This window comes from Longimicrobium terrae (assembly GCF_014202995.1).
Classification (GTDB): domain Bacteria; phylum Gemmatimonadota; class Gemmatimonadetes; order Longimicrobiales; family Longimicrobiaceae; genus Longimicrobium; species Longimicrobium terrae.
Map to the genome: position 1 here is coordinate 165,343 of NZ_JACHIA010000003.1, position 23,826 is coordinate 189,168.

Genomic DNA, 23,826 nt, shown 5'->3' on the forward strand with positions numbered 1-23,826 from the left:
GTGGGTGCTGAAGTCGGCCACCGCGCTGAGGTCTCCCCCTCCCCCGCTTGCGGGGCGAGGGGGCCGGGGGGAGGGGGAGCTCGCCGTCGCGCCGAACTGTCCGGAGCACACGATTCGGGTGTGTGCTCCCTCTCCCACATCCGTTCGTGGGAGAGGGTCGCCGTGCGCAGCACGCGGGGTGAGGGCCCCAGCCGGCGGCTCCGCGCCGAAGCCCGCCACCGCGCTGAGGTCTCCCCCTCTCCCGCTTGCGGGAGAGGGGGCCGGGGGGAGAGGGCTGCCCGCCGCCGCGCCAAACTGTCCGGAGCACACGATCCAGCAGTTCTCCCCTCCCGTGCGCCGTTTGCACACGGTCGCCGGGGTCAGGTGACGGATGCGCGCCGGGCCGGCCCGCCGCTATTCATCCATCTGATCCGCCATCCGCGCGAACAATCCCGGTACGAGCGGGTTCGTCCCCCCACCACAAGCATCGACCCCATGAAAATCCGCATCCGCGTCCCCGCCACGATCGCGGCCGCGCTGGCGTGCATCACGGTCGCGCGCGGCGCACACGCGCAACCGGGCACGCCGCCGGGCGACGATCCCGTCATCCTCATCCACGCGGGGCGGCTGTTCGACAGCGAGCGCGGGGTGATGCTGCAGAACCGCGACATCCTCATCCGCGGAACGCGCATCGAACAGGTGGGCGCGGGGCTTCCGGTTCCCGCCGGCGCGCGGGAGATCGACCTGCGCAATCGCACGGTGCTCCCCGGCCTGATCGACGCGCACACGCACCTGCTGCAATCCATCCGCCCCACCCTGCGCGACACCGAAACCGAGCAGATGGTGGTGCAGGCCGTGATGGAGGGCACGCCGCTGCGCGCGCTCCGCGGCGGCGCGCGGGCGGGCGCCTACCTGCGCGCCGGGTTCACCACCGTCCGCGATCTGGGCAACTCCGGCCGCTTCGGCGACGCCGCGCTGGCCACGGCCATCCGCGAGGGGAGCGTGGACGGGCCGCGCATGTTCTTTTCCGGCCCCGGGCTGAGCCCCGAGGGCGGGCAGTACGTGGGTGTGCTGGCGGAGCATCCGGAGATCGTGGGCAATGACTACCGCATCATCCGCGGCGCCGACGACGGCCGCGCGGCGGTTCGCGAAGCCGCCAACCGCGGCGCGCGCGTCATCAAGGTGTACGCCGACAACACGCCCAACCGCGCCCGCCTGTCGGCCGATGAACTGCGCGCCGTGGTGGATGAAGCGCGGCGCTCCGGCCTTCCCGTGGCCGCGCACGCCACGAGCGATGACGCCATCCGGCAGGCGGTGGAGGCGGGCGTGACGACGGTGGAGCACGCGTACGACGCCTCGGACAGCACCTTTCGCCTGATGGCGAGCCGCGGCGTGGCGTACGTGCCCACGGAAACGAGCGCCGCGATCCTGGACCGGGCGCTGGAACTGGTGGCCCCGGCGGGCGAGCGGCCGGACAGCGCGTGGCGCGCCAGCTACCTGGCGCGCGGGTACGACCGCATCCGCCGCGCCATGCAGGCGGGGGTGACGATCGTGGCGGGTTCGGACTTCTATCAGGACTTCGGAATGCCGCAAGGGGAAGCGTCGCGGCAGATGCTGTTCGCGTACCGGCAGGCCGGGATGCCGGCCGCGCGCGTGCTGCAGGCCGCCACCATCAACGCCGCCCGCGCTCTGGGCGACGATCGCCTGGGCGCCATCAAGCCCGGCGCATACGCAGACCTGATCGCGGTCGATGGCGATCCGGTGGCGGATTTTGAGGCGGTTGGCCGCGTGCGGTTCGTGATGAAGAACGGCAAGGTGTATGTGGATGGGGAGAACGCGCCCATCCGCTAGGTCCCGCTGAACCGATTGGCGGCGGGCCGGATGCGGGGTGAAGCACGAACGAGAACCGCAGTTCCGGCACGCATCGCCGGCCGCCGTAACCCGGCGTAACCGGAGACAGATTCGGTCAGGAAGACCCCTGCCAGTCGCGCGCTTCGGCAAGCAGTTGTCGCAGCCGCGCGCCGTCCCCGGCCTCGAGGGCGAGGCGCAGTTCGCGCAGGCGCGCCTCCGCCGCGGCGAGCGCGGGGGCGAGATGGCCGGCGTTGTCGATGCCGATGTCCGCCCACATCTCCGGCGAACTTCCCGCCAGCCGCGTGACATCGCGCCCGCCGGGGCCCAGCTCGGCGCGGTCCACGCCGGCATCCGCCAGCGCACCGCCCAGCGCGGACGCCATCAGCTGCGGCAGATGGCTGCTCCACGCGAGACGGCGGTCGTGCTCCTCCGCGTCCAGCATTTCGGGACGGGCATCCACCATCCGCCACAGCCGCTCCGCCAAGCCGACCGCCTCCTCCGTCGCGGAAGGCGCGGGCGACAGAAAGACGCGCGCCCCGGCGAACAGCCCGGCGCGCGACGCCGCCCATCCCGACCGGTGATCGCCGGCGATCGGATGCGATCCCACGAACCGGTCACCGATTCCCACCTTTTCCGCCAGCGCCACGATCGACCCCTTGGTGCTGCCGACGTCCGTAACCAGCCGCGCGCCGTGCAGTTCATCGCGCAGTTCGTCCAGCAGTTCACACGCCGCCATGACGGGAACGGCGAGGACGACGATCTCCGGCGCGTCATCCGAAAGCGGTTCGGCGATCCTCTGCCCCACCGCCAGGTCGACGGCGGCCGGGTCGCGGTCCCACACCAGCACGCGCACGCCCCGCGCGGCCAGGTCGCGGGCGAGCGATCCGCCGATCAGCCCCAGGCCAAGGATGGCGACGCTGCCGAACGGCGGATCGGCGGAAGCCACGGCGTCAGCCCACCAGGCGAACGACGCGGTTCTCCTTTTTCCCCTTGCGGAGGATCAGGACCTCGCCGTCGATGGCGTCTTCCGTACGGACGCGCTGGTCCGGCGAACTGACTCGCGCCCCGTTGAGCGAAATGCCGCCGCCGGAAATCAGGCGGCGCGCCTCACCCTTGGACGCGGCGACCCCCGCCTCGGCCAGCAGGTCTACGATCCCCACGCCCTCGCCGCCGAACCGGTCGCGCGCGGCCTCGGTGCTGGGCACGTCGGCGAACACGTCCAGCAGTTCCACCGCGGGAAGCTCCTGCGGCGCCGTGCCGCCGAACAGCACGCCCGTGGCGCGTTCCGCGCGGGCCAGCCCCTCGTCGCCGTGGACGAGGCGCGTGACCTCCACGGCAAGGCGCCGCTGTCCGCCGCGCGCCGCCGCGTTCGCCTCGTGCTCCTGCACCAGTCCGGCGATCTCGTCCAGCGGCAGAAAGGTGAAGGTCTTGAGGTAGCGCTCCACGTCGCGGTCTTCCGTATTCAGCCAGAACTGAAAGAAGCGGAAGGGCGAGGTGCGCTCCGCGCTCAGCCACACCGTTCCCGTCTCCGTCTTGCCGAACTTGGCCCCGCTCGCCGTGGTGATCAGCGGTTGCACGATGCCGTGCGCCTGCTTGCCGCGGGTGCGGCGGATCAGCTCCATCCCGGCGGTGATGTTGCCCCACTGGTCGCTGCCGCCCACCTGCAGCAGCGCGCCGTAGCGGTCGCTCAGTTCGGCGAAGTCGTACGCCTGCAGCAGCGAGTACGCGAACTCGGTGACGGACAGCCCGCCTTCCTGCTCCATCCGGCGCGAGACGGAGTCCTTGGCGAGCATGTAGTTGATGGTGAAGTGCTTGCCCACGTCGCGCAGAAAATCGATCAGCCCCAGGCCGGAGAGCCAGTCGTGGTTGTCCACCATGCGCGCCGCGCCGGGGCCGCTGAAGTCCAGAAAGCGCTCCAGTTCGGCACGGATGCCGGCGACGTTTTCCATCACCTGCTCGCGCGTCTGCAGCTTGCGCTCGGCCGTCTTGCCGCTGGGATCGCCAATCATCCCCGTCCCGCCACCGACGAGCGCGATGGGGTTGTGCCCCGCGCGCTGCAGGCGGGCCAGCGCCAGGATCTGCACCAGCGAGCCCACGTGCAGCCCGCTGGCGGTGGGATCGAAGCCGATGTACCCGGTCGCCGGCCCCGCGGACAGGAATTCGCGCACACCCTCGCTGCTGCCGTGAACCAGGCCGCGGGCCTCGAGGTCCGCAAAAAAGTCGATCGCCGCCATCTCCGTCTCCGTTCGCGCAGGCGGGAATTGTCCGCGCCTGGATTTTATCGAGTGTGTGCGCCCGCCAGGGCGCGACAGTTTAACAGGTCAGGCGCGGAACAGCATCCGCGGAACGTGATTCTGGCGAGGGGAATGGCCGTCGGCCGAACCCGGATCGGGGAGAAAAGACCGCGGCTGACGCGGTTCGGATGGTTTGGCGCATGCCGAGGCTGCCCTCACCCCCCAGCCCCCTCTCCCGCAAGCGGGCGAGGGGGAGCCGTTCGGCGCACGGGACGGTTCGGCTCGCGTCCGCCGTTCCACTGCAGTTGAAGCCCCGATCGTGGACGCGTCAGCGGCCGCGAGTCGGGGGTTCCCGCGGTTTGAGCGGCGGATTTATTCGCTCAACAGAGTTCGCGCCCGCGGCGATCTCCGCTCTGCGCGCTGTGCTTCCGCCCGCCCCAACCCTCCCCCAGTCTTTTTTGGGGGAGGGTGGGCCGGTGGTGCCGGCCCGGGTGGGGGCCGCCGGTGAACGCCGCCCATCGCACCGAACCCGCGGCCCCGGCCGCCGTCTTTACCGGGCCTGCGCCTGGGCCGCCGCCCCCGACAGCTTCTGCACGCGCGCGCGAAAGGCCTGGTACTCCGGCGTATCGTCCGTCAGGCGCGAGCGGTCCACGTTCAGCGTGCCGATCAGGGTGCGCGCGTTCTGCACGCGCTCCTGGCTGGTGGGGTGGCTGGCGAACCACGTGTCCAGCAGGCCGGGCTCGCGCGTCTGCTGCTCCAGCATCTGCTCAAAGAACGTGGCCACGCCCTCCGGATCGTACCCCGCCGCGGGAAGCGTCTGCACGGCGCGCAGGTCGGCCTCGCGCTCCGCCTCGCGTCCGTGCTTGGCGAACACCGCGGCACCGCCAGCCTCGATGGCAACCCGCTCCAGCTGCCCCGGATCGCGACCCAGCACGGTATAGACGAGGGTCACCAGGATGTTGGCGCGCCCGCGCTTCTTCATCTGCTCAATGCCGTGCCGCTCGGTGACGTGCGCGATCTCATGCCCCAGCACGCCCGCGAACTCCGAAGCCTCGTCCGCGGTCTCGATCAGCCCGGTGTTGACGAACACGTGGCCGCCCGGGATGGCGAACGCGTTCACCTCCGGCGAATCCACCAGATAAAAGGTGTACTCGCGCCCCGTGCTGTCCGCTTTCGCCACCAGTTGCCCGCCCAGCCGCTTGAGCGTGGCCTCCGCCGCGGGATCGCGGATCACGCGCACCTCGCGCAGGATCTCGGCGGCGTAGCTGTCGCCCATCTCCGCCTCGTCCTGCAGGCTCACATCTCCGCCGCACGCGGTGAGCGTGGCAGCCAGAGCCAGCGCGGCGCCGCGCCCCGTGCGCAGGCAGTTTGGGATCAAGATTGTCATCGGCACATCACAGTGTTGGCGGACAGTGCAGTCAGCCGCGTTCCTTCAGGTTACGAGCCACCCCAACCGTCGTGGCTTCTCGCTGACAAATTCCAGCCCTCCCCGCCTCACTTTCGTACTTTCGTATTTTCGTACTTTCGTACTTTCGTACTTTCGTACTCACGCACTCAGCACCTCGCACTCACGCACTCCCCTCCTCCCCCAGCTGCACCCGCCGGCAGAGCCCCACCAGGTGCCAGAACACGTATCGCACGTCCTCCTCCGGAACGCCGGCGTCGCGGGCCAGCGCGCTCGCCCGGCGCACCACGGCCGCCTCGCGCGGCGGGTCCAGAATCGGCATCCCCAGCGCGCGCTTGGCCGGGCCCACGCGCCGCGCCAGCGCCACACGCTCCGCAATCAGGTGGATGATGGCGCGGTCCAGCTCCTCGATCTGCCCGCGGATGGCGATGAGGTCGCCCGCCGCGCCGTCCGTGGCGGCTTCGGTGACGCTCCGCACGGATTCGGACACGGCTCCGGTGGATGGATGCGCGGTGCTCATGCAGCCTCCGCGCGCCACGGCTTCGTGGGGCCGGCCAGCGTGCGTCCCACCGCGTCGGCAAAGACGCGGATGTCGATCATCAGCTTCTCGAAAGCCGCCAGCGTGAGCGACTGGTCGCCGTCGGACAGCGCCTGCTCCGGGCAGGGGTGCACCTCCACGATCAGCCCGTCCGCGCCCGCGGCGATGGCGGCAAAGGAGAGCGGCGCCACCAGGTCCGCGCGGCCGCCCGCATGGCTGGGATCCACCATCACCGGCAGATGCGTTTCCGCCTTCAGAACGGGGATGGCGGCCACGTCCAGCGTGTTGCGGGTGGCCGTCTCAAAGGTGCGGATACCGCGCTCGCACAGGATCACGTCGCGGTTGCCCTGCGCCATCACGTATTCGGCGGCCATCAGCAGTTCCTGCACGGTGGCGGAAAGTCCGCGCTTGAGCAGCACCGGCCGCTGCACCCGCCCCACCTCGGAGAGCAGCGCGAAGTTCTGCATGTTGCGCGCGCCGATCTGCAGCACATCCGCGTATTCCGCCACCAGTTCCACCTGCCGCGTGTCCATCACCTCGGTCACGATGGGGAGCCCGGTTTCGGCGCGGACATCGGCCAGCATCCGCAGCGCGGCCTCGCCCAGCCCCTGGAAAGCGTACGGCGAGGTGCGCGGCTTGAAGGCGCCGCCCCGCAGCATTCCCGCGCCGGCGGACGCGACGGAGAACGCGGTTTCGCGCAGCATGTCGCGCCCCTCCACCGAGCACGGCCCGGCGATGACGGCAAGGGAGCGTCCGCCCACCTCCGCCGCGTCACCCACGCGGATCACGCTGCGGTCGGCGCTGAACTCGCGCGAGGCCAGCTTGTACGGCTTCATCACCGGATGAACGGATTCCACCCCGGGCAGGGTGAGCAGCGCGGCCTCCTGCAGCCGCGATTCGTCGCCGATGCAGCCGATGATGGTTCGCGCTTCGCCGCGCGACAGGTGCGTGCGCATGCCGAGCGTTTCCACGCGTTCGCGGATGTGGTCGAGCTCGGCGTCGGTGATGGCCGGGCGGGTGACGATGATCATCTCGTGCGTCTCCTGACGGAGTGTGTGTGAATCAGGCCACCGGTGCCGGGAAATGGAAAGGGGGCTCCCGGATCGTGTCCGGGAGCCCCCTCTGGCCGTGCCGCGTCCTGAACCTACACGCGCGCACCTCGCCACGAGGTCCCGGAGGGGAGCCCGTAAAAGCGATAGCCGCGGTAGGAGAAGGTCGCGTTGGTCATCGGATCAAGGGTAATCGCGAAGGCGCCGGAGCACAAGCCTGCAACTCCGCCCACGTGCGGCGGACGGTTTTGTCCGCATTTCGACAGGTCGATCGGCTCTGGCGGAGGTGCGTGCGGCGCATCACGTTGCGGCGTTCCACTCACCCTCAGACCGAATCGATGACGATCGTGAGCCCCTGGTTCGAACTTCCGCCCCAGCCCGCCGGCACCTTTGATCCGCGCGCGGTGATCACGGCGTGCATCGAAAGCGGATCGCACGCGCTGCTGATGGACCACGACGCGCTGCCGCCGGCGTTCTTTGACCTGAGCACCGGCGCGGCGGGCGCGCTGGTGCAGGGGCTGACGCAGTACGAAATCCGCATGGCGGGCGTGGTGCCGGACGCGTCCATCCACTCGCGGCCGTTCCAGGACTTTGCGCGCGAGGCCAACCGGGGCCGCTGGTTCCGCTTCTTTCCCGACCGCGAGCAGGCGGTGGCGTGGCTGAGCGCGGAGTGAATATCGCACCGGACCAACGAACGACGCAGCGGCGCGTCCATCCGCCGCTGCGTCGTTCTCGCGCCTACGGCCTGAATTCCGTCTTGCTGCACTTGGGGCACGGCGGCAGCGTATCCGTGGCATCGTCGAGCGTGACGGCGGTCGAGCAGTTCTTGCAGACGTAGGTGCCCTTCCCCGGTTTTTCTCCCGTGGTCGACATTCTGAATCTCCCGAAAGTGTGAAAAAACCGACCCGCGGACGCTCCGCGGGTCAGAACAGGAACGCGCCCGCGGCACCAGCGGCTCCCAGCCACAGCAGAAGCGCGCCTGCGCAACCGCCCGTTGCGAGCTTCAGGTTCATGTACTGGCCGACACTCAGATTCTGGACGATGCTGAGCCGCCCGTTCACGGACGTGAAGGCGGCAAGATCCTTGGACCTGAGCTCGAAGTCTCCATAGGACGGCCGCACGAAATCAATCAACTGTTCCTGCCCGTTCAGGCTCTCTACCCGCACGGAGAATGTGCGGGCGTTCAGCTTCTTCTGGCCGGTGGACCGCTTGGACCGCACACGAACCACGGTCGTGTGGAACGCGGTTGCGCATGCGGGGCATGTGAGCTGTCCAACTCCGTGCGACGGAATCGTTTGCAGCGCCTCGTGCTCGCACTGGGGACAGACGAGAAGCACGCTCTCACTGCCAGCCACGGCGCGGTTCCTGACCAGATCACCCGCAGTGACAGGATCGCCGCACGCGTCGCAGAACCGGGCGCCGTCTCGAATCGGGGTATTGCAGCGGTTGCAGATCAGCATTGTCCAGCGGGCTGAGGTACCTGGGTGATCACGCGCGCGACGGTCCGAGCCTTCGTTGGCATCAGTCGGACACGGCACCGGATATTCCCGGGAGCCAAGCTCATGAAACGTGAGAGCCCCGACGCCAGAACGGCGTCGGGGCTCTCGTCATCAGCAAGTACGTCGGTACGCGTGGGGGGATGGAGCGGATCGTCCGCTGTCCGTCACCGCGGGCGGGGCTGGTTGGCGCGTACGTTCTGGGCCGCGAGGCGGACGGTTTCGGAGATGCGCTTCTGGCGGGTGGCATCGGTCTTGGCGCTCTTGATCCACCACAGGATCATCTTGCGCGCCGAGACGGGAAACGCGCGGAAGTTGGCGTCCGCCACGGGGTCGGCGGCGAGCGCGGCTTCCAGGTCGTCGGGATTGATGGCGCTCTCCACGTCATCGTACACCGTCCAGCTTCCGTCCTGCCTGGCCTCATCCACCTTCCGCAGCCCGGCCGCCTCCATCCGCCCCTCCGCCGTCAGCCGCTCGATGCGCTCCTTGTTGATGCCGGACCACTGGCTCCCCCGTTTGCGCGGGGTGAACATCTGCATCGAGCGCTGCGAATCCAGCGTGTACTTGGTGCTGTCCACCCAGCCGAAGCACAGCGCCTCCTCCACCGACACTGGGTACGGCAGGTGCGGGCGGCCACTCTCGCGCTTGTACGTGATCAGCCACACGCCGGCGGAATCCGTGTGGTTCTGCCGCAGCCACTCGCGCCATTCCGCCGCCGTCTCGGCCTGAAAGCGCGGAAGATCGGCGCCGGGCTGGTTCTTCGCTGTGGCCATGGATCTGGGAACTGATCTGTCTGGATGTGGATGCGGGATGTCCGGATTCCGCCATCGGCGTGCGATCAGAGACGGGGCAGCGGACGGGTGAGTTCGTCGTGCATGATGCGGCCGCCCACCAGCGTCAGCACGCTCGTGGTGCCCGGGAGCGCGGGCGGCGGAACGGAAAAGATGTCCTGCGACAGCACGGCCAGATCGGCCAGCATCCCCGGTGCCAGCGTGCCTTTTTCGCGCTCGGCGAACTCCGCGTACGCCGACCCGCGCGTGTAGGCGATGACGGCCTGCTCGCGCGTGAGCGCCTCGTCCGGGTGCGTGGGATGCACGGTCGCGAGCATCAGGTTCAGGAACGGATTGTTGGGGCCGTCCGAGCCGAACGCAACCGGAACGCCCGCGGCCAGCACCGTGCGCAACGGCAGCAGCCCGGCCGGCGCCCCGCCGAAACGCGCCTGCAGCATGTCCGGATCCAGCGCCAAGTGCGTGGGATTCTGCACGAGAACGACGCCCAGCCGCCGCGCCACCGGCAGCAGCTCGCCCGACAACCAGTCGCCGTGCTCGATGCGCACACGAAGCTGGCGCCACACCGAGTCCGGCGCCAGCGACTGCATCGCGCTGAACAGCACGGGGAGCGCGCTGTCTCCGGAGATGTGCAGCATCAGCTGCTCGCGCGAGGCCAGCGCCTGGGCCAGAATGGCGCGGATGGTGTCCGGCGGAAAGTTGAGGCGTCCGTGCCAGCCCGGCCGGTCGGCGTAGGCTTGGCGCATGGCCGCGTTCCGGTCGATGGGCGTGGCGTCCAGAATCCACTTGACGCCGGAGATGACCGTCTTGGGCGCCGGATTGCGCTCCACGCCCCGCCACTCGTCCGCTGCACCCGCTGGTGATCCGGTCATGGAGAACGGGATGGCGCGCACCCGGATGGGAAGGCGCGCCTGGCGCAGCACCCGCACCGTCGTGGGCGCGTCCAGGTAGCCGTTCATGATCTGCACGGAGGTGATGCCCATGGCTGCCGCGCCCGCCGCGTACCGTTGCAGCGATGCCACGATGGCGCTGTCCGGCGAGGCGGAGTGCAGCCGCTGCAGAACCCGCCACTGCGCGTATTCGTGCATGGCGCCGGTCAGGCGGCCGGACGCGTCGCGCTCGTACCAGCCGCCGGCGGAGTCGCGCGCGCTTTCGGGGATGCGGACGGCGCGCAGGGCGGCGGTGTTGAGGACGGCGCCGTGGCCGGTCCACGCAGACAGCAGCACGGGATGGCGCGGCGCGGCCCGGTCCAGCGCGGTGCGGCGCGCGGCCGTGTCGTCCAGGATGCGCGCGCCGATGGTGGCGCGGATCCAGGTGCCCGCGGGCGTGCGAGCCGCCACCGCGCGTACGGAATCCAGCACCGCCGCGAACGCGGGATCGGGCATGGGCGACGGGTCCGCGCTGAACCGCACGCCGAACTCCGCGTCGCCCGCGTGGTCGTGCGCGTCGTTGATGCCGGGGATCACCACGCGGCCGTCCAGCGAGATGCGACGGGTGGAGGCACCCGCGAGTCCGCTGATCTCCGCCGTGCTCCCCACCGCGACGATGCGGTCGCCGCGAATGGCCACCGCCTCAGCCCACGGCCGCGCCGAATCCGCCGTGAACACCTTGCCGCCCGTCAGGATCAGGTCCGGCGCCTGCCCGTGCGCGGCCGGGGCCATGACCAGCACTGCCAGCGCGGCGATGATCGATCGGTGCATGGGAGGGCCTTGTGGGAGGGTGCGGGAGCGCGGGCTGGTAGGACCGATCGCGCATTGCCCGGTGAATGATGTCGCGGGCCTCATTTCAAGCCGTGAGTTGCGACACCGCACAGTACGCGGCGGGCGCGGCATGGTCAACGCGGGCATAAAAAAAGGCGACCCTGTGGTCGCCTTCATCACCCATGATCGCCGGTCGTTTCCACCGCCGGCGCGGCGCGGCGAACCGGACAGATCGATCGCGGAGTCCAGCCGCGCGGACCCCGTCGAGAGTGCAGGTGTTCCGCGCATGACTCCGGCGGACATCGATCCCCGCCAGCACGGCGCCGGACTTGATCGTCGTCAGTGACGGCGATCAGGTAATGTAGTCCGTCCGGGACGAAGCTACACGCCATACGCCGTCCGGACAGCGGGTGAGCACGACGAGGAACCGGCCGAACTGCACCGGCTGCTTCTGCCAGCGCGAGCGCCACCACGCGGTCACGTTCACCCGGGCCGAGTCGCCGTCGATCTCAGGATCGGTCGTCGCGAAGATCGCGGACGAGGTGCGCAGCGTGCAGCTGCGCGGGCTCTCCGTGGCGCAGACGTGATCGTCCTCGAACATGCCCGGTTCGGCGCCGATGGCGGCCAGCACGGCCTGCACCTCGGCGGGCGGGCGAGCGGGACCGGGCTCCCACGCCTGAATCCGCCCCGTGTCGGCGGGATGTGCGATCATCTGGCTCACGAGCCGCCGCGGATCGAAGCGCAGCGTGCCCTCGGGCATGCGGTCGTCGCGACGAAAAATCTGCGTCAGGTGCTGCACCGCAACCCCGATCACCTGCGCCTGGTCCGGCGTACTCTGCGCCCCGGCGGCGATCGGGGCGAACGCCGAGAGAACTGCAGCGGCTGCCCAGCTCTTCGTTGCTCCAAGCAGGCTCATGGCTGAAACTACCCCTGAAATGGAAAGCCACACTCCGCCATCTTTGCGGCAAAATCGCTTGCGTGCGTCTCGCTCCTGGGCTGCCCATTGGTGTGCCCGAGAAACTTGTGCACGGCTTCATGCACCATGGAGTCGGTAAGTTCGTACGAATCCAGTCCGGTCGAAAGCCAATGCTTCGGTCCAGAGATGTATATGAGATCCGCGACGGAGTTCCACCCGGAGTACATACCGTCAGACTGAGTATATACAAGAATTCGGCTGGAGGAGAGCATGGAACGGAGCAACTCACGAAGGTCCACACATTGAACTTTCGAAAGTTGATCCTCCATATCCTTCAACTCATCGGGTAAGGGCTGCCGCTCGCCGCAGTTCGGACAGCCTCCCGAATCTTTCGGGTTGGCGGTCGTACCTCCTGAACCGCCCCCACCAGAGTACGTCCCCCCTCCACCGCTCCCTCCATAACCGCCACAATAGGGATCGTCAGGCCAGAGATCGCACAACTCGGGATCATCGGTAGGCTGGGACCATCCCCCGGCGATAGGCTCCAGCGTGCAAGGCCGTTGCGGGTCGTTGGGGTAGCATGGTTCCGAGAACAAAGGATCACGGGAAGGCGGCACCATCCCCGGATCGAGGGGCAGGTCACTGCAGCCGCCCAGTAATCCGACCAACAGGATGATCACGAACGTGAATCTCATAGCGGCCCCCCGGGAGATCGCGGCATCGTACGTCCGGGGCAATCATAACGCGCAGAGACACAGACCACAACGGGACTTTACATGCGTCACGGCGATAAGGCAGACTGTGGAAGAGAACGGGTCGGCGATCAAGCCTTGCCGCGCGTGCTCGTCCGGATTTGGAGCATCGTCACCGCTGACAAATTTCCACACTCGGCACACCCGCGCAGTCATGTGCCCGCGATGCAATCCGCCCCCAGCAGCCGCTCCGCATCCTCGGCTGGCAGCGGACGGGCGAAGAGGTAGCCTTGGGCGTACTGGCAGCCCAGGTCGCGGAGGAGGGCGGGCTGCGCGGGCGAGTCCACGCCCTCGGCCACCACGCCCACACCCAGGCTGCGCGCGAACGCCGCGATCCCCGCCACGAAGCGCGCGCGCCGCGGTTCATCCTGCATCCCGTGCACGAACGAGCGGTCGATCTTCACCACGTCGATGGGAAAGCGCTCCAGATACGCCAGCGACGAGTATCCCGTCCCGAAGTCGTCCAGGTGAAGCTGAACACCCAGCGCGCGCAGGGCCCGCAGCGTCTCGGCCACCACCTCGGCCTTGTCGATCAGCAGGCTCTCCGTAATCTCCAGCATGACCGACCCAGGCGGCAGGCCGTGCTTGCGCAGGCACTGATCCACCTGGTCCACGATGTCCGTCTGCAGGAACTGGTTGGCGGACACGTTCACCGCCATCGTCAGCGGCGCGTCGCCGCGGGGCGCGGACAGCTGCCACCCGGCCAGCACGCGGCACGCCTCGTCCATCACCCACCGGCCGATCTGCACGATCTGCCCGGTCTCCTCCGCCACGGGGATGAAGTCGCCCGGCAGGATGGTGCCGTGCTCCGGATGCTCCCAGCGCACCAGCGCCTCGAACCCCACGATGCGCCCCGTATCCAGCCGCACCACGGGCTGGTACGCCAGCCGCAGCTCGCCGTTGGCCACCGCGCGCCGCAGGTCCGTCTCAATCTGCAGCCGGCGCACGGCGGCTGCGTGCATCCGCCGGTCGAACACCTCGTAGCGCGCCTTGCCCTGCGACTTGGCGCGCCCCAGCGCCGCGTCCGCGTTGCGCAGCAGGTGCTCCGGAACCGCGTCACCGCTTTCGCACAGAGCAATGCCGATGCTCACCGAGGCATACACTTCCCGCCCGCCGATGCTGAAGGGCAGACCCAGCGCGTGCAGCAGTTCATCCGCAATGTGCGTGGCCTCCGTCACCGTCCCCACGCCGTCCAGCATGACGGTGAACTCGTCGCCGCCAAAGCGCGACACGGTGTCGCCCGGGCGCAGCGTGCGCACCAGCCGCGCGCCCATCTCGCGCAGCAGGTCGTCGCCCGTGCCGTGGCCCAGCGAATCGTTCACGATCTTGAAGCGGTCCACGTCCAGGAACAGCACCGCGAACGGCGATCCGCGGCCGGAGCGCAGCCGCATCAACTCGTGCTCCACGCGGTTCAGAAAGAGCGCGCGGTTGCTGAGCCCGGTGAGCGCGTCGTGCAGGGCGTCGTGGGCAAGCTGCTCATCCACCCGCCTGCGTTCGGTAACGTCGGTGATCGCTCCCAGCGTGCCCACCACCTCGCCGGCCGCGTTCAGAAAGGGGGTGCCGTGCACCTCCACCCATCCCGTGGTGCCGTCCTTTCGCAACGACCGCATCTCGTAGCGCTCCGCCGTCCCCTCCGCGCGCCGCGCCAGCCCCTCGCGAAACGCCTGCACGTCCTCCGGCGGAATCAGCACGTCCATCCCCGCGCGCCCCACCAGTTCCTCCGGCGTGTAGCCGTAGATCTGCTCCATGCGCGGGTTTGCGTACGAGATGACGTCGTTCAGGTCGGTGATGAGCAGCCCCTCGCCCAGCGACTCGGCCACGGTGCGAAAGCGGATCTCCGACTCGCGCAGCGCGTTCTCGGCGTTGGCGCGCTCCGTCACGTCGCGCGAGTTGATGACGATTCCCGCCACGGCCGGCGCGTGCAGCAGGTTGGTCGCGGTCACCTCCATCACGCGCCATCCGTCCGTGGCGTGGCGGTTTCGGTACGTGATGGACCGCATGGCGCCCGGCGTTCGCCGCACCTCGTCGAACGCCGCGCGCACCGCGTCCGCGTCCTCCAGGTGTGCGCCCGCGAACGCGCTGGTCCCCACCAGCCGCTCCGGCGCGAAACCCAGCAGCCGCTGGATGGCGGGGCTGTGGTAGCGCACCGTTCCGTCCGCTTCCAGCACGGAAATGACGTCGGATGCGTTCTCGATCAGCGCGCGGAAGTACGTCTCGCCATGCAGCCCCGCCCCGCCGGCGTGCTCACCCGTCCGGCCGGCTCCACCGCTCATCGGCGGCTCCGGGCGGCGGGCGCGCGCGTCACGGCGGCTCCGTTCGCGGGGGCCGCACGATGGTTTTCAGCCGGGGCGGGCTGGTTGCGTGGGATGGCGGGAAGCGGGCGGGAGTGGAGCGGGAGGAGCATCAATCACCCTCGGATGAACGCGTCACGCGGATGCTGTGGTGCCGCGGCTTTCGTACGCACCTCAAGAAGACACGAAACAAGGGGCGCACCTCCGCGCCGCGCAAGTACGCCGCCTTCACACGCGTGACGCCGTGCGCGACCGCTCGGGGCGATCCAGCGCGGGTGGGGAAGACAATCCTCCCGCGGCGAAACAGATGCGCATCGTGCGCCAGCGCTGTCGCACGGCTCCGGAGTGGATCGGCCGTGGACTCGGATTGGGAGGCGTGCTGGAGAGGACGCGGTCGGGCCCGGCAGGTCACCAGACGACTCTGCGCGAGGCACGACCGGGCAGCGCGCGTTGCCCCTGCAGGAGACCGATGCACCCCGGTCACCGGCGCAGGGCGCGCACGCGGCGGGATACGCACGGACCACTGCCCGGCGACCTCGCCGCATCCAGCCGCGGCGAGGTCGTGTGATCGAGATGCGTTCGGGCACCGGGGCGGACGGGCAGCCCCGCCGTGCCGGCCGGCGCCCGTCCGGACGGCGTGCGTCAGTACGTGGGCGGACGCGTGTCGCCGCCGGCCGGCGGCTGCGGATCACGCGACTTGGTGCGGCTCGTCGCCGAGATGATGCCGAGTCCGATCGCCACGATGACGCCGATGCCGATCCACATGGGGGGCGCGCCCAGCATGAACGCCGCGATCGCCAGGCCGATGACCAGAACGAAGAAGCCGAGCAGATACGTTGAAAAGGCCGACATGGGGAGTCTCCGTTCGATGGGGCTTGCTCCGCCCCCGCCGGAGGGCGGGGCGCGGCATGCACCGGTGCACCTGCAATTGCCGGACTACGTGCGCGCCCGTCGCCTCCCCGGCTGAAAACGAGTCTCCGAGTCACGGCTTCCGCGGAGCGCCGGCCGCGGGGACGCCAGACGGAACCGGGCTCATCATCCCCTGCATCGAACCTGCCTGACGGATGCGTATGACCCGTGCGGATCGCGCGGAATCCCCGTCCAGATCCGCCTCCGGCTTCCGTCCAGATCCGCGTCCGGCGATCTGATCGGCAACCTTTCCGCGGATCGTCCCGCGCCGAGTCAGCGGCTGGATTCCGCGCGGGAGTGTGCCCCGCCGTGGCATATCCAATGCTTCCCCGGCCGCCCCCGCATCGGGCGGGAGGCTGCACCTCAGACGGAGGGGAATCGCATGAAGGCCATGGTGTACCGCGGTCCATACCGCATCCGGGTGGAGGAAAAGGACATTCCCCGGATCGAGCATCCCAACGACGCCATCGTGCAGGTGACGCGCGCGGCCATCTGCGGCTCGGACCTGCACCTGTACCACGGCATGATGCCCGACACCCGCGTGGGCATGACGTTCGGCCACGAGTTCATCGGCATCGTGCACGAGGTGGGGCCCTCGGTGCAGAACCTGAAGGTGGGCGACCGAGTGATGGTGCCCTTCAACGTGTTCTGCGGATCGTGCTACTTCTGCGCGCGCACGCTGTACGGCAACTGCCACAACGTGAACCCCAACGCCACGGCTGTAGGCGGCATCTACGGCTACTCGCACACCACCGGCGGCTACGACGGCGGCCAGGCCGAGTTCGTCCGCGTTCCCTTTGCCGACGTGGGGCCCAGCATCATCCCCGACTGGATGGATGAAGAGGACGCGGTGCTGCTTACCGACGCCTGCGCCACCGGCTACTTCGGCGCGGAGCTGGGCGAGATCGAGATGGGTGACACGGTGGTCGTCTTCGGCGCGGGGCCGGTGGGGCTGATCGCGGCCAAGTCGGCGTGGCTCATGGGGGCCGGCCGGGTGATCGTCATCGACCACCTGGACTACCGGCTGGAAAAGGCGCGCACCTTTGCCCACGCCGAGACGTACAACTTCGTGGAGCATGACGACATCGTCCTGCACATGAAGAAGATCACCGACTTCCTGGGCGCGGACGTGGCCATCGACGCCGTGGGCGCCGAGGCGGACGGCGCCTTCATGCAGCACGTAACCTCGGCCAAGTTCAAGATGCAGGGCGGCTCGCCCGTAGCGCTGAACTGGGCCATCGACTCGGTGCGCAAGGGCGGCACGATCGCGGTGGTGGGCGCGTACGGCCCGCTGTTCAGCGCCGTCAAGTTCGGCGACGCCATGAACAAGGGGCTTACGCTGCGGATGAACCAGACGCCCGTGAAGCGCTACTGGCCGCGCCTGTTCGAGCACGTGCGGACCGGCGTGCTCAAGCCCAGCGAGATCGTGACGCACCGCATTCCGCTGGACCACATCGCCGAGGGCTACCACATGTTCAGCAGCAAGCTGGACGAGATCATCAAGCCCATTCTGGTCGTCAACTGAACCGGGAGAGGATCAGATGCCCTATACCGCGGAAAAGCCGCCGCTGCGGCGGTCGATTGAAGAACTGCGCGCCACCATCCCCGGCTGGGGGGTGGACCTGGACCCGGCGGACCGTCCCGGCATTCCCAACCAGCGCTTTGCCCCGGAAATCACCGGCGCGCACTGGGACTTTCCCGAGCGCCAGCCGGAGCTGTGGCCGCGCGAGCGGTCGCCGGAGCACAAGTTTCTGACGCCGGTGTTCGGCACGTCGTGCCCGCCCAAGGGGCTGTCGGGGGCGATCCGAAAGTTCGCCTACCGCTACAGCGAAGGGCGCTCCAGCCACTGGCTGCTGCTGGTGGCGGCGGACCGGGTGGACGTGTTCGAGAGCCGCATCACCTCCGCGCTCAGCGGCCGTCCGGACAACGTGGTCGCCGAAACGGGCGTGCAGTACGAGTGGAAGCGCCACGGCGTCCGGTCGCGCATGGGCCGCCACCGCGCGGACGTAAAGCATCAGTGGATCGATCCGCTGATCACCATGGCTCCGTATCTGCTGGCCGGCTACGGCGCGTACTCGCTGGGCCGCGCCATCGTCCGCGGCGTGAACGGGACGTCGGGCGGCGTACGCGTGCCGGACTACCTCGCGGGCGCCACATCGGGCGCGTCCGGCGCGGGTACCCGCCGCGAGCATACGGTGTCGTATCCCGCGGGGGCAGGCGCGGGCCGCGACCAGGCGGACGTGTACTCCGCGACCGCGTCCAACGCGGCGCACTTCCGCGACAGGCCGGCCGCGCACTCCACCGGCGCGCCGCCCCGCCGGGAAGCTCCGGCGCCACGTCGGGATCCGCGCGATCCCGGCTACTGAACGGCAGAGAGCCCCGGCGCGGAACCCCGCGCCGGGGCTCTTCCCTTCCCCGCCACGGACGCGATCGTTCCGAGCCGATCCGCTTCCCGCTCCTCACTCCGTTTCGCGTCACGTATCTCCATCCATCCCGCCGGCGGATGCGGAACGGAAGGAACGCGATCGGGAACGGATTTCCCGCCTGGGGCACAGTGCGGGAGATCGCGATCACGCGGGCTCGGTCCCGCTGTCCACACTCCGCGCGGTCGCGCGTTCTTTCCCGGCGCATCCCGACCTTGCGTTCCCGGCCGGCCCGGTTGATGATTCAGGCTCCACGCCGGTTCATTCCGCCCCCTATGCTCTACAGATCCGTGAAACTCTCCCGCATTCTCGCCGTCGCATTCTGCGCGGCCATCGCACCCGCCGCGGCGCGCGCCCAGACCACGGCCTCCGATCTGCCGCCGCTGATGGAAGACAACGGCACCAGCATGCGCGCCGACCCGTCCATACGCATCATCGAGCACCGCTTCGCCGTGTCGGCCGACAGCGTGTGGGCCATTCTTCCGGACGTGCTGCGCGAGATGGGGATTGAGCCGCAGGTGGATCCGTCGCGCGAGCGCGTGATGGGCAACGTGCGCATTACCGCCCCGCGCGTGGCGGGCGAGCGCACGGGCCGCTACATGGCGTGCGGCAACGAGAACTCCGGCCCCGCGTCCGCCGGCCAGTTCCGCATCCGCCTGAACCTGGTGACGCAGGTGCGCGCCGAGGAACAGGGCTCGCGCACCTTCACCCGGCTGATTGGAACGGCGAACTCCGTGAACGGCTCCGGCAACCAGGTCGTGGGATGCACCAGCACGGGCGCGCTGGAGCGCAAGCTGGGCGAAGCCATCGCGGCGCGCCTGGCCGCTCCGGCGCCGGCGGCCGCTCCGGCCAACTGACCGCGCCCCGCGATCGCGGCTGAGCAGACGAGGCCGGCCCCCGCGCGGGGGCCGGCCTCGTTTTTCGCTCGCCATGGACCGTCGCCCGCCGGATCGTGTACGTCTGCGTTCCGCGAGCGCGATTGCGTCCCCGGCTCATCCATGGAAAAGCACACACTCATTCCGCCACCGATGATTCGTCCAATCCCCATCGCCCTCGCCTGCTGCGCGCTGCTGGCGGCCGGCGCACGCGCGCAGACCACCGGAACGCACGCCGACGTGCGGTTCGACCGCCTGAGCCCCGGAGCCGATTCCATGTACGTGTACGTCGTGCTGCGCGACAGACAGGTGTACGCCGGCACGGTGCACGATGAACTGCGGTCGGTGGCGCAGAACGGAAGTCCGGCTCTTCTCCGCGTCTATCGAAGCAACATGGGGATACTGGGCGTCCGGGTGGATACGATGATCTCGGCCGTGCCGTCCGGGGCCACGCTGTACGCCTCTTCCACCGGGACGCAGCCGTGGCGGGTGCGCTACGCGGCGGACAGCATCACCGGCACGCGCACGGACGCGCAGGGGGTGTCTCGACGCATCGCGCGCGCGTTCCGCGGGCCGGCGTACGACGGAACGATGTTCGACATGATGCTGCGGGCGGCCCCGCTCGCGCAGGGATACCAGTTCAGGGTGAACGCCTACCACGCGATGGCAGACTCGGCGATGACGGTGACCGCGACCGTTGCCGGCTCCGAGCTGGTGGAGGTGGAGGGGAGCCGGCCGGTGGATGCGTGGCGCGTCAACGTCGACTTTGCCGGAACGGAAGTCACGATGTGGATCGACCAGAACACCCGTGCGCTCGTCCGGCAACTCATCCAGAGTCCGCCGTACGGGGCCATGCTCATGACCCGCGTGCCGCCCCGCCCGTAACGAGAACGGCTGTCCTGGATGGATGAGAAACCCCGGTCGCTCACGGCCGGGGTTCTTTCGTTTGGCGTCACAGTGATGCTGCGGCGCGCGCCGTGCGGAGCGGTGCGGATGGATGAGGCCGGCGCGATGCCGGCCCGGAATACGACACCGGACGGGAGCGGGCGGGATGGATCTTGGACTGCGGGGCAAGCGCGCGCTGGTCACGGGAAGCACGGCGGGGATCGGGCTGGCGGCTGCGCGCATGCTGGCGGCGGAAGGCGCGGAGGTCGTCATCAACGGCCGCACGGAGGAGCGGGTGCGGGCCGCCGTCGCCAGCATCACGGAGCAGGTGCCGGGCGCACAGGTACGCGGGATCGCGGCGGACATGGGCACGGCGGAGGGCGCCGCGCAGATCGTGCGCGAGGAGCCGGAGATCGACGTCCTGGTGAACAATGTGGGGATCTTTGCGCCGGCCGCCTTCGAGGCCATCCCCGACGCGGACTGGATGCGCTTCTTTGAGGTGAACGTAATGAGCGGCGTGCGGCTGTCGCGCGCGTACCTGCCCGGGATGCGGGCGCGCGACTGGGGCCGGATCGTCTTTATCTCCAGCGAGTCGGCCGTACAGATTCCGTCGGAGATGATCCATTACGGGATGACCAAGACGGCGCAGGTGGCCGTCGCGCGCGGGATCGCGGAAACCACGAGCGGCACGGGCATCACCGCCAACTCGGTGCTTCCCGGCCCCACGGACTCGGAGGGCGTCGGCACATTCGTGGCGGATCTGGCCAAGGAACGCGGGATCAGCTTCGAAGAGATGGAGCGCGAGTTCTTTGCTTCCGCGCGGCCGTCGTCGCTGCTGCAGCGGTTCGCCACGCCGGACGAGGTGGCGGCGATGATCGTGTACACGTGCAGCCAGCAGGCGTCCGCCACCAACGGCGCCGCGCTGCGTGTGGACGGAGGCGTAATCCGCGCGATCCTGTAGCCCGCCGCGGTTGATTGGACGAAACGAAGCCCCGGCGCGCAGAGCGCCGGGGCTTCGTCTTGTTCATCCACCGAAACGCCTGCTCAGTCGTCGCGGGCGGGGGCGGAATGGTCCTCGTGATGATCGTAGCTGATGACGCGGGTGACTCGCCACCCGGCATCCGTTCTCCGCCACAGCATCACCATCTTGGCGATCCCCGTGGGCGAGCCGTCGCGCTGCACGAAGCGGTGGTCGGCCACCTGTACCGCGCCGTAGTTGTTCATGGGATACACGTGCATGCTGCCGGGCACCAGCACGCGCAGCGCGTTGGACCCGTCCGCGCAGCCCCGGGCCATTCTCACAGAGCTTTCCCGCACCGCGTCAACTTCCTGCGCGCCCCCCAGGTCGTGGTAGAACTCCACGTCGTCGCTGAAGATGGCGTTGACCTTGGCCGCGTCGCAGCTGTAGAACGCCGCGTCAAAGAGAATGCTGTCCATCCGGGCGATCTCGTCGTACAGCGGCCCGTACGTGGACGGATCCGCCGGGGACGTAGGTGCCGGAGCCGGTGCGGACTGGGCGGACAGCGCGCCGGGGCCGGCGGCGAGCAGAAGAGCCGCGGCCGCCAGCACGCGCGGCGCCGGGACAAAATCGAAGATCATGGATGCGATTCGGAAACGGAGGATGAGGATCGGTACCGCTGAACGATACGGCCCGCCCGCCCTCCGGTTTCATTGCAGCGGAGCGCAATGCCCGGCACCGCTCACCTGATCTGCCGGCTTCTCCCTGTCGCGCCCGTGTCCCGTTCCGTGCCCCGGCGTTCAGCCGCGTCCCGGCATGCCCGGCATCAGACGCACCGGCAGCGCTGCGGGGCGTCGCTTTCGAAGCTCATGCAGAAGCCGCAGCTGTCGTGGGCGGGATTTACGGTGTAGTCGAACGTGGTGCAGCCAGCGCAGCTCAGCCCGGCGCCGCTGGCGGGACAGGTCGTATTCGTCCCTCCGGGGCAGGTGCCCGCCGTGCCGCACAGATTCACGTTCTGCGTGTCGATGATGCAGTACAGGCCGCGGCAGGTCTCGGGTCCGCACGTATTCCCCCCCACGCACGAAGCGCCCGCCTCGGTCGCGTGCGCCTGGACGGTCCCCCTCGGTCCGGTCGCGGTGGAGGTCGTGAACGAGTCGACCCGCAGGTCGTCCATCCGCAGCGTGAGCTTTCTCATCGTCTCCGTCCTTGGGAAGAGTGGGTGGATGCAGGTCAGGCGCGCTGGGCCTCTCCTGATCTTGCGCATGTCCAATCCAGACTTCGCGTAAGGGGCGGCGAGGGACGTGGCGGGGATCCCTTCCCGTCACGGATGGACTCGGCGCGCGGCGCAGCTCCACAACAGAATGCGCCACCTTTCGCACTGGAATGCACCACACGATGAGCCTGCGGGGAGCGGAACGCAAGACTTTCGGCACGGCAGTTCCCCTTTTCCCGCAGGAAACTTCAGGCATCGAACTGCTGCGCCGGGATGGGCGGGGGGATGGCCCCACTCATCTCGGCTGCGCGCGATCGTTCTGTACTGTGATCTAGTCGTTGACCGCCATCATGGGCCGCAGTTCCACGGCACCCTTGGCTCGCACGCACGGAGTATCCGCGATCAGGCGCACGGCTTCGTCCAGGTCCGCCGCCTCGATGATGGCGAACCCGGCCAGCGGCACGCGCGGGCTCGCGAACGTGCCGGGGGTGACGGTAAGCGTGCCGTCCGGCGCCGTCACCGTCGTGGGCTCGTTGTGCACCGCGCCGATCAGCGCGCCGCGCTCGCGCAGCACGTCATCCTGCTTGAGCAGTTCCGCCTGTTGATCTGCGGTAAGCTCTTTCCAGTCCGCCTCGGCCCCGTAGGCCAGCACCAGGTACTTCATCCACCCCTCCCGTCCGATGTTGATGGCGCCGTCTGCGAAACACGGCCGGCGCCATCCACCAAGACGCACATCTCCGGCCTGCTGCCGAACCGCCGCGTCGCCTCAGACGGTGGGGATCGTTCCGCCGTCGATGACGTACTCGGCGCCGTGGATGGAGGCCGCGCGGTCCGACGCCAGAAACGCGACCAGTTCCGCCACTTCGTCCGGAAGCCCGGGCCGGCCGAGGGGAATGCCGCCGAGCGAATCCATCAATCCCTGGCGCGCCGCGGCCTGCGTGATCCCCTCCGCACCCGCCAAGCGTTCTACCAGCGCGGCCGAGGCGGAGGTCTCGATGTAGCCCGGAGCGACCGTGTTCACGCGGATTCCGCGCGGGCCCACCTCGTTCGCCAGCCCCTTGCTGTAGGTGGTGAGCGCCGCCTTTGCCGCCGCATACGCGAGCGTCGCCTCGAACAGCGGAAGCCGCCGCTGGATGGACGAGATGTGGATGATGGCGCCGGTGCCGCGCTCCAGCATCCCGGGCAGAAACGCGCGGTCCATGCGCACGGCGGCCATCAGGTTCACGTCCAGCGTCTGCTGCCAATCCTCGTCCGACAGCGCGAGCACGCCGCCGCCACGCGCGCCGGACCCGCCCACGTTGTTCACGATGATGTCCACCCCGCCGAACCGCGCCATCACCTCATCCGCCACCCGCGCCACACCTTCCGCCGTCCCCACGTCCGCGCGGATGAACAGCGCCGGCGACTGCCCCGGCGGCAGCGGCGAACGGGCCGTGGTGGCGACCAATGCACCGCCACGCGCCAGCCGCCGCACGATGGCCTCGCCCATGCCCTGCGTTCCCCCCGTGACCAGCACGCGCCGGCCATGAAACTCGCGCGGGTCCGCGCTCAAGGATTCCGCCAC

Annotated in this window: 23 protein-coding genes and 1 pseudogene; 8 read left to right on the forward strand and 16 right to left on the reverse strand. The window is 69.3% G+C overall.

What is annotated here, in order from left to right; all coding sequences use genetic code 11:
* Positions 1 to 474 precede the first annotated feature (474 nt).
* Positions 475 to 1,830 (forward strand): amidohydrolase family protein, encoded by a 1,356-nt coding sequence (locus HNQ61_RS06810; RefSeq protein WP_170036101.1) that lies wholly within the window; start codon positions 475 to 477, stop codon positions 1,828 to 1,830.
* Between the two features lie 115 nt (positions 1,831 to 1,945).
* Here the strand turns inward: HNQ61_RS06810 and HNQ61_RS06815 are convergent, their stop codons facing one another.
* The 5 genes from HNQ61_RS06815 to aroF all read right to left on the reverse strand — a co-directional run bounded on the left by HNQ61_RS06815 (position 1,946) and on the right by aroF (position 7,038).
* Positions 1,946 to 2,776, reverse strand: coding sequence for a prephenate dehydrogenase/arogenate dehydrogenase family protein (locus tag HNQ61_RS06815; protein WP_170036100.1), 831 nt, complete (start codon positions 2,774 to 2,776; stop codon positions 1,946 to 1,948).
* A 4-nt stretch (positions 2,777 to 2,780) separates the two neighbouring features.
* A complete protein-coding gene (gene tyrS / locus HNQ61_RS06820; RefSeq protein ID WP_170036099.1) occupies positions 2,781 to 4,064 on the reverse strand; it encodes a tyrosine--tRNA ligase in 1,284 nt (427 codons plus the stop codon).
* A 550-nt stretch (positions 4,065 to 4,614) separates the two neighbouring features.
* Positions 4,615 to 5,451 (reverse strand): M48 family metallopeptidase, encoded by an 837-nt coding sequence (locus HNQ61_RS06825; protein ID WP_170036098.1) that lies wholly within the window; start codon positions 5,449 to 5,451, stop codon positions 4,615 to 4,617.
* A 181-nt stretch (positions 5,452 to 5,632) separates the two neighbouring features.
* The gene (locus HNQ61_RS06830; protein ID WP_170036097.1) at positions 5,633 to 5,989 is read right to left on the reverse strand and encodes a chorismate mutase; all 357 of its coding nucleotides are present in this window, start codon (positions 5,987 to 5,989) and stop codon (positions 5,633 to 5,635) included.
* Entirely contained in the window at positions 5,986 to 7,038 is a 1,053-nt protein-coding gene (gene aroF / locus HNQ61_RS06835; protein WP_170036096.1) for a 3-deoxy-7-phosphoheptulonate synthase, read from the reverse strand. Before aroF ends, HNQ61_RS06830 begins: the two co-directional genes overlap by 4 nt.
* A 356-nt stretch (positions 7,039 to 7,394) precedes the next feature.
* On the opposite strand from aroF, the gene HNQ61_RS06840 reads away from it, so the two are divergent.
* Positions 7,395 to 7,730, forward strand: a complete 336-nt coding sequence (locus tag HNQ61_RS06840) for a DUF4180 domain-containing protein (RefSeq protein ID WP_170036095.1) — start codon at positions 7,395 to 7,397, stop codon at positions 7,728 to 7,730.
* Positions 7,731 to 7,794: 64 nt separating this feature from the next.
* Here HNQ61_RS06840 and HNQ61_RS06845 read toward each other — a convergent pair whose 3' ends face one another.
* The 4 genes from HNQ61_RS06845 to HNQ61_RS06860 all read right to left on the reverse strand — a co-directional run bounded on the left by HNQ61_RS06845 (position 7,795) and on the right by HNQ61_RS06860 (position 11,040).
* Positions 7,795 to 7,929 (reverse strand): zinc ribbon-containing protein, encoded by a 135-nt coding sequence (locus HNQ61_RS06845; RefSeq protein ID WP_170036094.1) that lies wholly within the window; start codon positions 7,927 to 7,929, stop codon positions 7,795 to 7,797.
* Between the two features lie 50 nt (positions 7,930 to 7,979).
* Positions 7,980 to 8,516 carry a double zinc ribbon domain-containing protein gene (locus HNQ61_RS06850; RefSeq protein WP_170036093.1) on the reverse strand — a complete coding sequence of 179 codons (537 nt, stop codon included), beginning with the start codon at positions 8,514 to 8,516 and terminating at the stop codon, positions 7,980 to 7,982.
* A 203-nt stretch (positions 8,517 to 8,719) separates the two neighbouring features.
* A complete protein-coding gene (locus HNQ61_RS06855) occupies positions 8,720 to 9,325 on the reverse strand; it encodes a YdeI/OmpD-associated family protein (RefSeq protein WP_170036092.1) in 606 nt (201 codons plus the stop codon).
* Between the two features lie 65 nt (positions 9,326 to 9,390).
* Complete coding sequence (locus HNQ61_RS06860; RefSeq protein ID WP_170036091.1) at positions 9,391 to 11,040, reverse strand: amidohydrolase; 1,650 nt, start codon at positions 11,038 to 11,040, stop codon at positions 9,391 to 9,393.
* A gap of 61 nt (positions 11,041 to 11,101) precedes the next feature.
* On the opposite strand from HNQ61_RS06860, the gene HNQ61_RS06865 reads away from it, so the two are divergent.
* Positions 11,102 to 11,386, forward strand: a complete 285-nt coding sequence (locus tag HNQ61_RS06865) for a hypothetical protein (RefSeq protein WP_170036090.1) — start codon at positions 11,102 to 11,104, stop codon at positions 11,384 to 11,386.
* 6 nt (positions 11,387 to 11,392) lie between these two features.
* Here the strand turns inward: HNQ61_RS06865 and HNQ61_RS06870 are convergent, their stop codons facing one another.
* From HNQ61_RS06870 to HNQ61_RS06880, 3 genes are all read right to left on the reverse strand, one after another.
* Positions 11,393 to 11,989, reverse strand: coding sequence for a hypothetical protein (locus HNQ61_RS06870; RefSeq protein ID WP_183685559.1), 597 nt, complete (start codon positions 11,987 to 11,989; stop codon positions 11,393 to 11,395).
* Between the two features lie 871 nt (positions 11,990 to 12,860).
* Positions 12,861 to 14,981 (reverse strand): putative bifunctional diguanylate cyclase/phosphodiesterase, encoded by a 2,121-nt coding sequence (locus HNQ61_RS06875; protein WP_170036088.1) that lies wholly within the window; start codon positions 14,979 to 14,981, stop codon positions 12,861 to 12,863.
* A 660-nt stretch (positions 14,982 to 15,641) separates the two neighbouring features.
* Positions 15,642 to 15,851, reverse strand: a complete 210-nt coding sequence (locus HNQ61_RS06880) for a hypothetical protein (protein ID WP_170036087.1) — start codon at positions 15,849 to 15,851, stop codon at positions 15,642 to 15,644.
* 439 nt (positions 15,852 to 16,290) lie between these two features.
* On the opposite strand from HNQ61_RS06880, the gene HNQ61_RS06885 reads away from it, so the two are divergent.
* The 5 genes and pseudogenes from HNQ61_RS06885 to HNQ61_RS06905 all read left to right on the forward strand — a co-directional run bounded on the left by HNQ61_RS06885 (position 16,291) and on the right by HNQ61_RS06905 (position 21,052).
* Positions 16,291 to 17,433 (forward strand): zinc-dependent alcohol dehydrogenase, encoded by a 1,143-nt coding sequence (locus HNQ61_RS06885; RefSeq protein WP_170036086.1) that lies wholly within the window; start codon positions 16,291 to 16,293, stop codon positions 17,431 to 17,433.
* A 16-nt stretch (positions 17,434 to 17,449) separates the two neighbouring features.
* A pseudogene (locus HNQ61_RS06890) lies at positions 17,450 to 18,001 on the forward strand (hypothetical protein); the annotation flags it as partial.
* Between the two features lie 620 nt (positions 18,002 to 18,621).
* A complete protein-coding gene (locus HNQ61_RS06895; protein WP_170036085.1) occupies positions 18,622 to 19,188 on the forward strand; it encodes a hypothetical protein in 567 nt (188 codons plus the stop codon).
* Positions 19,189 to 19,359: 171 nt separating this feature from the next.
* Entirely contained in the window at positions 19,360 to 20,091 is a 732-nt protein-coding gene (locus tag HNQ61_RS06900; RefSeq protein WP_170036084.1) for a DUF3108 domain-containing protein, read from the forward strand.
* A gap of 166 nt (positions 20,092 to 20,257) precedes the next feature.
* Positions 20,258 to 21,052 carry an SDR family NAD(P)-dependent oxidoreductase gene (locus HNQ61_RS06905; RefSeq protein ID WP_170036083.1) on the forward strand — a complete coding sequence of 265 codons (795 nt, stop codon included), beginning with the start codon at positions 20,258 to 20,260 and terminating at the stop codon, positions 21,050 to 21,052.
* 83 nt (positions 21,053 to 21,135) lie between these two features.
* On the opposite strand, the gene HNQ61_RS06910 is transcribed toward HNQ61_RS06905, so the two are convergent.
* The 4 genes from HNQ61_RS06910 to HNQ61_RS06925 all read right to left on the reverse strand — a co-directional run bounded on the left by HNQ61_RS06910 (position 21,136) and on the right by HNQ61_RS06925 (position 23,826).
* Entirely contained in the window at positions 21,136 to 21,690 is a 555-nt protein-coding gene (locus HNQ61_RS06910) for a nuclear transport factor 2 family protein (protein WP_170036082.1), read from the reverse strand.
* A gap of 185 nt (positions 21,691 to 21,875) precedes the next feature.
* Complete coding sequence (locus tag HNQ61_RS06915) at positions 21,876 to 22,244, reverse strand: hypothetical protein (protein ID WP_170036081.1); 369 nt, start codon at positions 22,242 to 22,244, stop codon at positions 21,876 to 21,878.
* Positions 22,245 to 22,593: 349 nt separating this feature from the next.
* Complete coding sequence (locus HNQ61_RS06920; protein ID WP_170036080.1) at positions 22,594 to 22,926, reverse strand: YciI family protein; 333 nt, start codon at positions 22,924 to 22,926, stop codon at positions 22,594 to 22,596.
* 102 nt (positions 22,927 to 23,028) lie between these two features.
* On the reverse strand, positions 23,029 to 23,826 hold the full coding sequence (locus tag HNQ61_RS06925; RefSeq protein WP_205761774.1) for an oxidoreductase: 798 nt from the start codon (positions 23,824 to 23,826) through the stop codon (positions 23,029 to 23,031).

Bases quoted from the DNA above. Each gene is read 5' to 3' on its own strand.
- HNQ61_RS06810 (WP_170036101.1), top strand. From the start codon at position 475: ATGAAAATCCGCATCCGCGTCCCCGCCACGATCGCGGCCGCGCTGGCG.
- tyrS (WP_170036099.1), bottom strand. From the start codon at position 4,064: ATGGCGGCGATCGACTTTTTTGCGGACCTCGAGGCCCGCGGCCTGGTT.
- HNQ61_RS06825 (WP_170036098.1), bottom strand. From the start codon at position 5,451: ATGACAATCTTGATCCCAAACTGCCTGCGCACGGGGCGCGGCGCCGCG.
- HNQ61_RS06830 (WP_170036097.1), bottom strand. From the start codon at position 5,989: ATGAGCACCGCGCATCCATCCACCGGAGCCGTGTCCGAATCCGTGCGG.
- aroF (WP_170036096.1), bottom strand. From the start codon at position 7,038: ATGATCATCGTCACCCGCCCGGCCATCACCGACGCCGAGCTCGACCAC.
- HNQ61_RS06840 (WP_170036095.1), top strand. From the start codon at position 7,395: ATGACGATCGTGAGCCCCTGGTTCGAACTTCCGCCCCAGCCCGCCGGC.
- HNQ61_RS06845 (WP_170036094.1), bottom strand. From the start codon at position 7,929: ATGTCGACCACGGGAGAAAAACCGGGGAAGGGCACCTACGTCTGCAAG.
- HNQ61_RS06850 (WP_170036093.1), bottom strand. From the start codon at position 8,516: ATGCTGATCTGCAACCGCTGCAATACCCCGATTCGAGACGGCGCCCGG.
- HNQ61_RS06855 (WP_170036092.1), bottom strand. From the start codon at position 9,325: ATGGCCACAGCGAAGAACCAGCCCGGCGCCGATCTTCCGCGCTTTCAG.
- HNQ61_RS06860 (WP_170036091.1), bottom strand. From the start codon at position 11,040: ATGCACCGATCGATCATCGCCGCGCTGGCAGTGCTGGTCATGGCCCCG.
- HNQ61_RS06875 (WP_170036088.1), bottom strand. From the start codon at position 14,981: ATGAGCGGTGGAGCCGGCCGGACGGGTGAGCACGCCGGCGGGGCGGGG.
- HNQ61_RS06880 (WP_170036087.1), bottom strand. From the start codon at position 15,851: ATGTCGGCCTTTTCAACGTATCTGCTCGGCTTCTTCGTTCTGGTCATC.
- HNQ61_RS06885 (WP_170036086.1), top strand. From the start codon at position 16,291: ATGAAGGCCATGGTGTACCGCGGTCCATACCGCATCCGGGTGGAGGAA.
- HNQ61_RS06900 (WP_170036084.1), top strand. From the start codon at position 19,360: ATGATTCGTCCAATCCCCATCGCCCTCGCCTGCTGCGCGCTGCTGGCG.
- HNQ61_RS06905 (WP_170036083.1), top strand. From the start codon at position 20,258: ATGGATCTTGGACTGCGGGGCAAGCGCGCGCTGGTCACGGGAAGCACG.
- HNQ61_RS06910 (WP_170036082.1), bottom strand. From the start codon at position 21,690: ATGATCTTCGATTTTGTCCCGGCGCCGCGCGTGCTGGCGGCCGCGGCT.
- HNQ61_RS06915 (WP_170036081.1), bottom strand. From the start codon at position 22,244: ATGAGAAAGCTCACGCTGCGGATGGACGACCTGCGGGTCGACTCGTTC.
- HNQ61_RS06920 (WP_170036080.1), bottom strand. From the start codon at position 22,926: ATGAAGTACCTGGTGCTGGCCTACGGGGCCGAGGCGGACTGGAAAGAG.